11 protein-coding genes are annotated in these 11,747 nt (G+C 70.6%); 5 read left to right on the top strand and 6 right to left on the bottom strand.

Annotated features, from left to right (window positions below; translation table 11 throughout):
* The first annotated feature begins 405 nt into the window (after window positions 1-405).
* Window positions 406-858: a VOC family protein gene (locus ACFRCG_RS10730; RefSeq protein WP_380030465.1), complete on the top strand. Its 453-nt coding sequence runs from the start codon at window positions 406-408 to the stop codon at window positions 856-858.
* A gap of 223 nt (window positions 859-1,081) precedes the next feature.
* On the opposite strand, the gene ACFRCG_RS10725 is transcribed toward ACFRCG_RS10730, so the two are convergent.
* Entirely contained in the window at window positions 1,082-2,770 is a 1,689-nt protein-coding gene (locus tag ACFRCG_RS10725; RefSeq protein ID WP_380030464.1) for a carboxylesterase/lipase family protein, read from the bottom strand.
* A 124-nt stretch (window positions 2,771-2,894) separates the two neighbouring features.
* Between ACFRCG_RS10725 and ACFRCG_RS10720 the strand changes: the two genes are divergently transcribed.
* The 4 genes from ACFRCG_RS10720 to ACFRCG_RS10705 all read left to right on the top strand — a co-directional run bounded on the left by ACFRCG_RS10720 (window position 2,895) and on the right by ACFRCG_RS10705 (window position 6,333).
* A complete protein-coding gene (locus ACFRCG_RS10720) occupies window positions 2,895-3,671 on the top strand; it encodes a TetR/AcrR family transcriptional regulator (protein WP_380030463.1) in 777 nt (258 codons plus the stop codon).
* A gap of 124 nt (window positions 3,672-3,795) precedes the next feature.
* Window positions 3,796-4,413 carry a TOPRIM nucleotidyl transferase/hydrolase domain-containing protein gene (locus ACFRCG_RS10715; protein ID WP_380030462.1) on the top strand — a complete coding sequence of 206 codons (618 nt, stop codon included), beginning with the start codon at window positions 3,796-3,798 and terminating at the stop codon, window positions 4,411-4,413.
* 838 nt (window positions 4,414-5,251) lie between these two features.
* Entirely contained in the window at window positions 5,252-5,512 is a 261-nt protein-coding gene (locus ACFRCG_RS10710; RefSeq protein WP_380030460.1) for a hypothetical protein, read from the top strand.
* Window positions 5,513-5,610: 98 nt separating this feature from the next.
* Window positions 5,611-6,333 (top strand): DUF2637 domain-containing protein, encoded by a 723-nt coding sequence (locus tag ACFRCG_RS10705; protein ID WP_380030459.1) that lies wholly within the window; start codon window positions 5,611-5,613, stop codon window positions 6,331-6,333.
* 33 nt (window positions 6,334-6,366) lie between these two features.
* Here the strand turns inward: ACFRCG_RS10705 and ACFRCG_RS10700 are convergent, their stop codons facing one another.
* The 5 genes from ACFRCG_RS10700 to ACFRCG_RS10680 form a co-directional block, all read right to left on the bottom strand.
* Window positions 6,367-6,960, bottom strand: coding sequence for an isochorismatase family protein (locus ACFRCG_RS10700; RefSeq protein ID WP_380030457.1), 594 nt, complete (start codon window positions 6,958-6,960; stop codon window positions 6,367-6,369).
* A gap of 273 nt (window positions 6,961-7,233) precedes the next feature.
* A complete protein-coding gene (locus ACFRCG_RS10695) occupies window positions 7,234-7,452 on the bottom strand; it encodes a hypothetical protein (protein ID WP_380030455.1) in 219 nt (72 codons plus the stop codon).
* A gap of 819 nt (window positions 7,453-8,271) precedes the next feature.
* Window positions 8,272-9,651 carry a DUF4082 domain-containing protein gene (locus tag ACFRCG_RS10690; RefSeq protein WP_380030453.1) on the bottom strand — a complete coding sequence of 460 codons (1,380 nt, stop codon included), beginning with the start codon at window positions 9,649-9,651 and terminating at the stop codon, window positions 8,272-8,274.
* 229 nt (window positions 9,652-9,880) lie between these two features.
* Entirely contained in the window at window positions 9,881-11,083 is a 1,203-nt protein-coding gene (locus ACFRCG_RS10685; RefSeq protein ID WP_380030452.1) for a sensor histidine kinase, read from the bottom strand.
* Window positions 11,080-11,736 (bottom strand): response regulator transcription factor, encoded by a 657-nt coding sequence (locus ACFRCG_RS10680; protein WP_380030451.1) that lies wholly within the window; start codon window positions 11,734-11,736, stop codon window positions 11,080-11,082. The genes ACFRCG_RS10685 and ACFRCG_RS10680 overlap by 4 nt, the downstream gene beginning before the upstream one ends.
* Window positions 11,737-11,747 lie beyond the last annotated feature (11 nt).

Here is an 11,747-nt window from a genome sequence, read left to right as displayed (position 1 = left end):
GAGCGGGTCCGCTCCGGGCCCTCGCCGGTGCGGCACATATTCGCCCCAACGCCTCGCCGCGCAACGTATCCCGCCTGGCGCGCCCGCCCCCCGAGACGCGCGGGCATCGCGAGCACGGTGCCCCATTCGGCGCTACCGGAGTCCCCCCGCTCGTCGGTCCGCGGCTCCCGGACCCCGCCCATGGGTGCGAGCGGCAGACCGGACGGGGGGGCGCCTCGGGGCCCATGCGGGTGAGTATCGACTCGGCCTACGGCGTGCCTGGCGCGTGGCGCCGTGCCGCATGCCACGCTGATCCCGCGTGTTCGATATGCCCGGCATGCCGCTTTGCCCGAATCGACAGTCGTGCCCGACCGTCGGCCGTATCGCCCCCGACCGGAGAGGCCGGCGACCGTGAGCGTCAAACCTGTGCCCGAGGATTACCCGCGCGTCACGCCCTACCTCTGCGTCGACGGAGCGGCGGCCGCGATCGACTTCTACGTGTCCGTCCTCGGCGCCACCGAGCGCATGAGAATGGCCGCGCCCGGCGGCAGGATCGGCCATGCCGAGCTACAACTGGGCACCTCGATCGTCATGCTCGCGGACGAGTTCCCGGACATGGGCTTCCGCGGCCCCAAAGCCGTGGGCGGCACGCCGGTGACCCTTCACGTGTACGTCGAGGACGTCGATGCGGTCTTCGCCGATGCCCTCGCCAAGGGCGCCCGGGAACTGCGGGCGGTGAAGGACGAGTTCTACGGCGACCGGACGGGCGGGTTCGAGGACCCCTTCGGTCACCACTGGAACGTCGCTTCGCACGTCGAGGACGTCTCCGAACAAGAGATGGCGAAGCGCGCCGAGGAAGCCATGCAGAGCGGCGGCTGAGCAGCATGGTGGGCGGGCCCGCGCGCCCGCACGTTCCGGCCCCGAGCGCGGTCACCGCCGTGGTGCGCGGCGGCGCGGGCGCGCGGTGCGCGTACCCGCCCTGCCGCGCCCGGCACCGCTGCCGGCGTTCCTCGCGTGACCGAGCCGCCGCGGCATCGCGAACCGGCGGCGTACTCGGGCCACTTCGTCGAGATCGTGGGAAGTGAGCAGGACCGCGTCGGATTTACGGGCGCTCGGGGCGCGAATCGATGGTCTTCCAGAAGGCGCACTGGTGTTGCGCGTCGCGGTCGGTCCGGTCGATCGCCGTGGTCGCGAGTGATTGCACCCAACCGTCGCCCCGGAAGGGCATCCAGCGGGGTTGTCCGTCGCCGTTGGGGTTTCCGGTGGCGGCGAATCGGGTCCAGTAGCCGATCATGCTCGTGGACAGCTGTCGCTGGGCGGGCGTCTGCGGGCCGGGGAGTTGCTCGTCGTCGAACAGGTACTGCAGTTCGGCTCCGTGGAACGCGCCGGTGGGGAAGTCGGGTCTGCGCAGGGCGCTGAACCACGGCGCGGTCTCGTCCGCGAACTCGTAGGCGTAGACCGCGGTGTGTGCGGCGAGTGCGCGGTCCCGGTCCTGGGCGGTGCATCCCCAGGCCCAGTCGGTCACGACCGCGGACAGTGCCTCGCCGGGGGAGTGGAATTCGGCGACCGGATACCGGGCCAGAACTCGCCGCAGGTCGGCCGGGTTGAACAAGGCGGCGAGTTGCTCGCGATAGCTGTCCGCGGTGGTGACCTCTCCGGTGGCGACCTCGATCGCCGCGGTGAACAGGCGGTGTTCGTCCCGAGTGGTTCCCTGCATGACGGGGACACGATTGAAGCGACCGGTCGCGAAGGCGTGCTCGGGGCTGAGTGGCAGGAAACCCCCACCGACGGTGGGACCCGACCCGACACCGACGTCGGACCACTTGGCCAGTTCTTCGACGGATGTCTCGCGCAGGCAGGCCGCCGCGGTCACCGGGTCGGTACAGCCGACCTCGGCCGCCACCTCGAGACCGTGCGCCTGACGGTCGGCGCGGGGCAGCGGGAACCAGGTCGCGGGCCCCGGCGACCATTTCTCACCGGTGCACTGCGCGCTCTGCACGATCGCCCGATGGAACAGCCCCGCCGAGGTCGGCGCGGCGAGTTGGGCGCAGACGCTGGTCCCGCCCGCGGACTCGCCGAAGATCGTGACGTTGCCGGGGTCACCGCCGAATGCCGCGGCGTTGCGCTGCACCCAGCGCAGCGCGGCCTGCTGGTCCTCGAGACCGAAGTTCCCGGACAGGTTTCGGGCCTTGCCGTGGTCGAGTGCCGGGTGGGTCAGGAATCCGAAGACCCCGAGCCGGTAGTTCGGGCTGACCACGATCACGTCGCCGTCGGCGGCCAACCGCTGCGCACCGTACAGGGCGGCGGTGCCGTTGATGAACCCGTTGCCGTGGATCCACACCATCACCGGCAGTTTGCGTTTCCCGGTGGTGCGCGGCGTGGTGACGTTGAGGAACAAGCAGTCCTCCGTCGTGCTGGGCTCGTCGATCACTCCGCCGCCCTGGGCGCAGCGGTTGCCGGGCCTGGTGGCGTCTCGTACTCCCTGCCACGGCTCGGCCGGTTGCGGCGAGGCCCAGCGCAGGTCGCGCATCGGCGGCGCGGCGTACGGAATCCCCTGGAACACCCTGGCGGTCGCATCGACCCTGCCGCGGACGGCGCCGGCATCGGTCCGAACCACGGTAGAGGCGGCGGGGCTGTTGTCGCCGCGATCCGGTGGCAGTGCGTGGGCCGCCTCTGCGCCGGCGATCGGGCTCGAGAGCAACGTCGCGGCCAGCAGCACCACCACACCGCCGACACCGCCGAGCCGTGGGGTGCGCCGGCCCGGCGCGCGGTGTCGATACAGGAGTTTCATGTCGTGCTCCCTTTGACGACCATTATTTGTGTGGGGGTCACACTAATTAAAGTGTGGGGCATACACGAAGTCAAGGTAGGGTCGGCCCGACAGACATTTCCGGTCGAGCGGAGGAGGCCACCGGATGCCGATCACGGAGGACTCCGAGCTGCCGCCGGGGCTGGCCTTGGCGTGGGGCCTGCCCGTCAAGACGACCAAGCTCGGGCGTAAGCCGTCGCGGAGCATCGAGCAGATCGTCGGCGCGGCCGTCGAACTGGCCGACGCGGACGGATTCGGCGCCCTGTCGATGCCCAAGATCGCCCAGCGGCTCGGGCTGACCGCAAACGCGATGTACCGGTATGTGAGGTCCCGGGACGAGTTGCTGGTTCTGGTCGCCGAGGCCGCCTGGGGTACGGCGCCGGACCTGGCGTCCGGGACGGGAGACTGGCGCGACGCGGCGAACGTATGGACGCGGGCGATGATCGACCGGTGCGACGTCCACCCCTGGCTGTGCGATCTCCCCGTCCGCGGGGCGCCGGTGACGCCGAACCTGGTGGACTGGACCGAGGCGATCCTGAAGGCGCTGACCGGCGCCGGGCTGACCCCCGTCGAGGCACTGAGGTGCGCGTTCGTGCTGGACGGCTTCGCGCGGCAGATCGGCGGCATGCGTCGCGACCTGCGGTACAGCACCGCGACCCCGACACAGTCGGACACCGTGACCGGGTTCCTCCTGCCCCGGCTGCACGAACGCGGTCACGCGGTCCTGGCGTCCATGATGGACGACAACGACTACACCGACGACGTCGTCGACGACGACGTGACCTTCGGCCTCGACCGCATCCTGGACGGGATCGGCGTACTGGTCACGGCGAAACAAGCCGCGAAGCCGGCTGCGCGGGCTCCTCGGGAAGCCCGCGAATGACACTCTCGCCGGGTGCCGCGGCGTGGCCGCCGCCCGCCGAGACAGCACCCGAAACCCCCGAGCCGCGGGGCGCGCCGGATGAAATCCGCGTGCCGCACCGGCCCGCGCGGGGCAGAATCCGCGTATGGCGGACATGGGTGCCCTTCGTGATGCGGTCACAGGTTGGGCGGCGGGCGGCTCCGGCGAATCGGCGGGGGAGTTGGCCGAGGAACTGGACGTGCGGACGGCGCTACTGCTCGAAGGCCCGAGCGACGTCGCGGCCGTCGAAACGCTCGCCGCGGACCGCGGGCGTGACCTGGCCTCCGAAGGGGTGTGCGTCCTGGCGATGGGCGGCGCGATGAGCATCGGCCGCTACGCCGCCCTCCTGGGACCGCCTGGATTGGGCCTGCGCCTGGTCGGACTGTGCGACGAGGCCGAGAAGCCCTTCTACGATCGCGGCTTCGACCGGGTACACGCCTCTCGTGCCGGGCTGTTCGTATGTACCGCCGATCTCGAGGACGAACTGGTCCGCGCCCTCGGCGTGCCACGGATCGAGGAGATCATCCACACCGAGGGCGACCTCCGGGCCTGGCAGACCTTCGTACGCCAACCCGCCCAACAAGACCGACTCCCACCCCAACGCATGCGCCGCTTCCTCGGCACCAAAAAGGGCCGCAAAATCCGCTACGCCCACCTCCTGACCAAGGCCCTCACCCCCACCCGAGTCCCCACCCCCCTCACCGCCCTACTGGCAAACCTGTAACCCCCGACGGCCGGCCGCCCGACACCTGCCCCGTCACCTTTGCGCAGCGCCCGCGCAGCCGGAGACCGGCGCCGGTCGTGACCGTGAACCCCGCCCGAGCCTCGGACCCGGTCGGCACGCGCCGGCAGCATGAGGCACGTGATCGGGGGCCCAGGGGGAGGGGGGGCGGCATGCCCGTTTCGACCTACGACCCGCCGGCGTGCAACCCCTCGCCAGACCCGACCTGTTCGCGTACGGCGTGTGCGAGAACGAACTGACCCTGCGGATGCCCGCCTTCAGCGAGGCGTGGGGCCGGCGCGACGACGTGCTGATTCCGGGGACGATGCTCTGTGGGCAGCGTGGCGGTCGCGCTGTACGTCGTGGTGTACGAGCCGGACCACTACAACAAGCGTCCGATCCCGACGTATCAGCCGCCGCGTCCGGGAGACGACCGACCGCCGGGGCTCGGCACACCGGGACGCTCCACCCACGACCCGGGCCTCACCCTCCCGACCGGGCCGCAACCCACGCCCGTCGCCGGGCTTGTCCCGGCGCCCGGGGCCGGCCGTCGCGTCGGCACCGCCGGTGTGGAGGGTCTGCGCAGGGGTGGGTGTTCGCGTTTGCCGTCCACCCCGAAACTTTTGCCAACCCATGAGTTTTCTGTGAGGTAGGTAAAGGGTTCTTGGGTGAAGGGTCACGCTTCCCTGCAATTCCGGGGAGTTCGGGTTTCCGGTGGTGCGGGCCTTGCGGGTCCGGTGTCCGAAAATGTGCGACGCGTGATCGGTAAAGTCGCGAATCCGGGTGTGTGGTTCACCGTTTCGGACCAGCGCCGTCGGGGAGAGCGTGTCGTTAGCCGGGCGTGAATCCCAGAGCCTCCGTCTCCGCCTTCGCGTCCCCCACCCTCGCCCAACGGGCCTTTCCCATGGGGGACTGGGTGCTCACCCCTCGTGCGGCGACGTTCCGCAAACGGTCTCCGCACGCGTACATCGAACGTGCGGGCTGTCGCGTCGCGCTTCGGCACTGTTCCGCCGACATGGAGCAGTTCGCCCTGACGATGATGTTGATCGCGGCGGAGTATTCGCGCCGTCTCGACGACGTCCTGGACGATCCGCGATCGTGAACCGGGACCGATCGTCCGCCGACCCTCGACACGCGTATTCGGCATCGTGGTTCGTGGTGGTGCCGTGCGACGTCCGATCCGTTGAATGAGCCAGACCCATGTATGAAGGTTATGGATACGACCCGTATCCCCCGTCCGGCACGCAGATTCCGCCGAACGTCGTGTCGTCGCCCGGCGTGGTGGAGTGGCCGGTACCGAACGCGGCCCTGTTGCCCGACGGGCTCTCCCCGTCCTTCGCGGTGGTGGGAGACCCACGGTTCGAGGCCGATTTGGCTCGGCTCCTGGGGAGCCCCGTCGAAGAGGTTCCCGTCACCGTCGAACTCCCGGCCCCGGTCCGGGATCCGGCCGGTCATCGCCGGCGGCCCGCTCCGTCCGCTCGGCCGGCCGGCGGCGAACGGCGGGTGGACCGGATCAGCCGGTCCCTGGTGGTGGTCAACGTCGTGTTGGTCGCCGCGATCGGTGTGCTCGGTGCCTTGATCACCCTGGCGCCGCTGAAGCACACCGTCGGCGCGACCTCCGGCCCGGCCCGGTGGTGGCCCGTCCTGGTCCAGGGGCCGTGGGTGGTGGCCTCGTTGTCGATCCTGCGCTCGAGCCTGCACCGCCGTCGGGCACTGCACTCGTGGATCGTGGTCGCGGCCTTCGCGGGCCTGTCGATGGCGCTGTCCCTCACGCATGCCCCGATGACCGTCCAGGGCGTCCTCGTCGCCGTGCTGCCCGCGGTGGCGACCACGGCCTGCCTGCACCAGCTCGTCCGCCAGATCACCCTCACCCGCCCACCCCGACGACACATCCCCGGCCGACGCCGCGACCCACCGGGCTGAACCACACCCGCGCGGGCGCCGGGTGACGGGGTGCTATCGGGGGGCTGGTGACTCGCCGGTCACGGCGACGCCCGCTCGGCGGAAGTCCTCCAGCGTCGCGGCCGTGGTGTCCGGGGCGACCCCGACCGAGTAGTCGAGGCGTACCCGGGCCCGGAGGCCGGCCTTGACGGCGTCCAGCGCGGTGGCGCGTACGCAGTGGTCCGTGGCGATGCCCACGATGTCGACGTCCTCCACCCCGCGTGAGCGCAGCCAGTCGGCCAGGGGCGTGCCCTCCTCGTCGGCGCCCTCGAAGCCGCTCTTGGACGCGCTGTGGGCACCCTTGAAGAAGACGGCATCCACCTTGCCGCCCTTGACGGCGGGGGCGAAATTGGGGTGGAACTCCCCTCCTTCGTCGCCCGCCACGCAGTGGACGGGGAAGCTGTCCTTGAAGTCCGGGTTCTCGGAGAAGTGGGATCCCGGGTCGATGTGGTGGTCCCGGGTCGCGACGACGTAGTGATAATCGGATCCGGCGCTCTGCGCGACCAGATCGGCGATCGCGGCGGCGATTCGCTCCCCGCCGGCGACGGGAACACTGCCTCCCTCGCAAAAGTCGTTCTGTACGTCCACGACAATCAAGCCTCGGCCCATGACGAACACCCTTCAGCGCTGCGGAACAAACGAGAGGGACCACGGGGCGATCGATCCCGTCTCGGGGTGCCGGCACCCCGAGACGGGATCGATCACCCTCGGGCCGGGAGGTCGCAGGAGGACACTGCCCTCGCCGGTCTCACGGCCCCATACCCGCCCGACGACGCTCAACCACCATCAACCTGCAACTCCCATGCCGGTGTGGGTCCGTTCAGGTGACTTCGCAGTGCCGGCCGCCTGCGCGGACGCGCCGGCCGACTGCGGGGCGGGTGTTCACGGGTGTCCGGTGCGGGGGGCGGGGACGGGGGCGGGTCCGCCGGTTCCGGGTTGGAGGGTGTGGGGTCCGGGGCCGTTGTTCGCCGGTATGGCGGGGGTCTCCCAGGGCAGTTCGCGTCCGGCCGCGATCCATTCGTTCGACAGGGCGTCGAACACCGGGGTGTCCTGCCGGCCATGGGTGGGCGTGGGTTCGGGTTGTGCGTGTGGGCCGCTCACGCGTTGTCCAACGAGCGGTCCGCGTCGTGGGTTCGGTGCCATCTCGTCCGGAGCGGGTGAAGGCGGGAGATGGGGCGTCGCAGACGGTTGCCGATCGCGTCGGCGAAGGCCTCGGTGAACGTCCATCCCCGATCCGGGGCGGCTGTGGGCCGCTCCACAGTGGTCAACGAACGATCACGGGCAAGTTGCACTCGGTAACGGAGCGGGCGATTTCGACCACGAATGGTTACCATGCGAAGTCGGCTTCGCCCTGGGGTTGTCGCCCACCGACGAGCGTTCTGAGCCGTTCGGGTGATGGCGGGTCGTTCGTGTGCCCGGTCGACGTGTGGGTGGTACCTCTGGAATGGCTTCTTCGGTCGAAAGGGGAGACCCGTGCCCGATGTTGTCGCCTCGCCGGCGGAGAATTCACGATTGGTTGTCACCGTGTACCGGGTCGGCCCGGACGGCACCAGGATGGTGGGTGGTTCCCGTGTCCACCGCGGTACTTCACCGCCCTTTCTCGCCTTTCCCCAGGAACCGCCCTGTCGGTGCTCGAGCGGTTGCCGATACCCCGCGGGTGGGGAGTCGGACGCGCCCGGCTCGGCCGGTGTCTGATCCGCCGAGGGCGTGGCATCGGGTCGTCCTTCCCCGAGGACCCGGTGCCGCGCCCCCTGTGTTCCCGCCACGCTCCTGCCCGTGGGCGCGCACGCGTTCGCCGATACGGGCGGCGGTGTGGGGCTCGGCCGGGTGCCGGATCCGCGCCGCCACTGTGACCGGGTGGCTCGCCGGCCGGGCCCGGCCGGCGAGCCGATGGGTATTCGATCGTGTTGACGGAACCGTCTAGCCGTTGGTGGTGAAGACGACGTCCACCCAGAAGTTGGTGCCGTTTCGCGAGCTGCTCGGATAGCCGGCCGCGCCGGACTTGTACACGCCGTTGCCGCCGACGCTTCCGGACGCGGGGGCGATGATCGCGCCTCCGACCGCGTCCGTCAATCCGCCCTCGGTGGAGGAGTATCGGCCCGCAGGGGCGAAGTACGAGGCCACGTAGGTGACGTTGGGGTAGATCGGGACAGGCTGGTCGAACGCCACCTGCTGCCAGCCCGATTCGGACTCGTTGGTGAACGTGGCGGTGGCCATGGGAAAGCCCGCGCCCATCCAGATGGTTCCGGTGTGCGGGCCGATGTTGCCGGGGCCCTTGTAGAACCGCAGGCCGGTGGCGAACCCGCGCGTGTTGACGCCGAATTTGACACCGACTTCGATGCCGGTGGTGTCGGTGTCCGCGAGCACGTCCGGCGTCGCGCTCGCCGGCCAGATGGTGCAGGACGGGTCGCAGACCGGTGGCGGGCTGTCGGCCGTCGTGAAGGACCAGCGCTTCGTCGGCATCGGGGTGCCGTCGAGGGATTTCACGCCCATCAGATCGACGAAGTAGGTGTTGGCGGGCGCCAGATGGTAGGTGAGATCGAAGGTGGTGGTGCGGGAGGCGGCGTTGTAGGTCGTGCTGCCGGGCCGGCCGCCGCTCTCGCCCTGCCAGATCACCCACCGGATGCTGGAGGGTTGCACCTCCCGGTCGAACGTGGCGGTGATGTTGGTGTCGACCGGGACGGAGACCTCCCCCTGCGTCGGGGAGATCTCGATGACCGCCGGCGCGGGGCCGGGGGCGTTGGTGGTGTTGAACACCGGGTCGACCCAGTAGTTGGTGTCGTTCCAGGTCGAGTTCGGGAATCCGGCGCCGTAGAGGTACACGCCGTTGCCGCCGGCGGCCTCGCTCGCGGGCGCGGTGAGCGGGCCGCGCACGTGCGCGGCGGTCAGGCCGCCCTGGTCGGCGTTGTACCTGCCGTTGGGTGCCTGGTAGGACGCTACGTAGGTGGTGCCGGCGTCGACCGCGACGGGTTGGGCGAAGTTGACCTGCTGCCAGCCCGATTCGGACTCGTCGGTGAACGTGGCGGTGGCCAGTCGATCGCCGGACGCCGACCACAGGGTCCCGGTGTGCGTGCCGGTGTTGGTGGCGTCCTTCCAGAAACGTACGCCGGTGATGTAACCGGCTTGGTCCGCCTGGAACTTGACGCCGAGTTCGGTGGCGGAGGTGTCCGGATCGGGACCGGAGGAGGGCTGTTCGGTCGACGCCCACAACGTGCACGGGCAGGTGGCCGGCGGGGCCGGGTCGTTCGCGGCCGCCCGGGATGTCCCCGGTGCGGCGACGGTTAACGCGAGCAGTAACACGAAGATTGTCGGAATGATTGCCCTGTGCAGTCTTGGCCAAGGTATGTACATGAGTGTCCCCCACCCAACGACAGTTCCCGAGGCGGTCGCCCCGGGGCCGAGCCGTGGGAAATTCTGGCGCACGCCCCGGCCCGTTGTCCGGGGTTTGCCCTGCCGTGAAGCGGGCCGCGTGGTTCCGCATCATGGTCCGGGGCGCCATGACGCACATCGCCTCGATCGACCCCGGAGGTCAGGCGCCGGGCAGGCGTAGTCGGACCACGAGTCCGCCGCCGTCGCGTGGCTCCGCGGTGACCTCGCCGCCGTGGGCGCGCGCGACCGCCCGGACGATGGAGAGGCCGAGGCCGGCGCCCTTCGTCCGGCGCGCCAGGCGCTCGTCGCCGAGGCGGCGGAACGGTTCGAACAGGGACGGGACTTCGTAGCGCGGCACGACCGGGCCGGTGTTCGCGACCTCGACCACCGCCCATCCGTCGGGCGCGGTGCGGCTGCTCAGCCGCACCCAGCCGTCGGACACGTTGTACCGGATCCCGTTCTCCACGAGGTTCTGCACGAGTCGCTCCAGGAGCACGGGGTTCCCCGTCGTCGCGGCCTCCTCGGCGGTGGCTTCGACCTTGACGGAGCCCTCGGACGGCACCTGTGAGGCCACGTGCTCGACGATGTCCGCCAAGTCGACGAACGACCTTTCCACCACGTCGTGTTCCGAGCGGGCGAGGAGCAGCAACCCGTCGATGAGCCGCTCGTGTCGGCTGTTGATCTCGAGCAGGGTCTCGCCCAGGTGCCGCACGTCGTCGGACGCGTTCCGCCGGTGGATCGCGACCTCCAGCAGCGCCTGGTTCAGCGCGAGCGGCGTCCGCAGTTCGTGGGACGCGTTGGCGATGAACCGCCGCTGTCCGTCGAACGAATGGTCGAGCCGTTCCAGCATCAGGTCGAACGTGTCGGCGAGGCGCTTGAGTTCGTCCTCCGGGCCGGCCAGCGCGATGCGTTCGTGCAGGTTGCGGTCGGCCGCCGGGGCTTCCGCGATGCGGCGCGCGGTGTCGGTCATCCGCTGCAACGGCTGGAGCATGCGCCCGGCGACCAGCCACGCCAGCAGCGTCGCGGCCAGTCCGACCGCGGCGACGGCGATGCCGCCCTGGGTCAGCAGCGCGTTGAGCGCGTCGCTGCGGGTACTGCCGTTCGACGCGTGGGTGAACTGCCGCTGAGGTGCCGCCGGGTCCGACACGGGCGCGCCCGCCTCGCCCGGCGCCTGGGGCCCGCTCATCGTCACCTGCGAATCCGTCGGCAACTGCTGCGACACCAGCAGATACGTCGCGCCGAGCACGACGACCCCCGCCACGAAGAACAGCACTCCGCAGACGAGCGTCAGCCGCGCCCGGATCGCCCACCGCGACGGCCGCGCCCACCCGGGAGTGAGCCGGGCCGCGAGCCGGCGGATCACCGGATCCGGTACCCGACGCCCGGCTCCGTCTCCACCACCTGCGGTTCCCCGAGCTTCCGGCGCAGCTTCAGGATCGTCATGCGCACCACGTTGGTGAACGGGTCGGTGTGTTCGTCCCATGCCTTCTCCAAGAGCAGTTCGGCCGAGACCGCGGCCCCGTCGGCGCGCAGGAGTTCGGCGAGGACGGCGAATTCCTTGCGGGACAGCGGGACATACCGGCCGTCGCGGTAGACCTCGCGGCGGTGCAGGTCGAGCCGGATCCCGGCGCGTGCCAGGACCGGGGGAGCGGCCGGCCGGGCTCGGCGGCCGAGCGCGACGACGCGGGCGCCGAGTTCGCGGAACGCGAAGGGCTTGGCGAGGTAGTCGTCCGCACCCAGGGCGAGGCCGGCGACCCGGTCGTCGAGGGTGCCGGCCGCGGTGAGCATCAGGACGCGGGCGGTGGCGGGGCCGGCGGCGATCGAGCGGCAGACGTCGTCGCCGTGCACGACGGGTAGGTCGCGGTCGAGGACGACCACGTCGTAGTCGTGCACCTCCAGGTTCTCCAGGGCCGTGCCGCCGTCGTGGACGACGTCCACCGCGTGCGCGTCGCCGCGCAGCCATTCCGCGACCGCGTCCGCGAACAGCGGTTCGTCTTCCACCACCAGGATGCGCATCCGCCCATCAT

The organism is Embleya sp. NPDC056575 (assembly GCF_042793325.1).
GTDB lineage: Bacteria > Actinomycetota > Actinomycetes > Streptomycetales > Streptomycetaceae > Embleya.
Note: the sequence above shows the minus strand (reverse complement) of the source record. Positions and strands in the feature narration are given on the sequence as shown.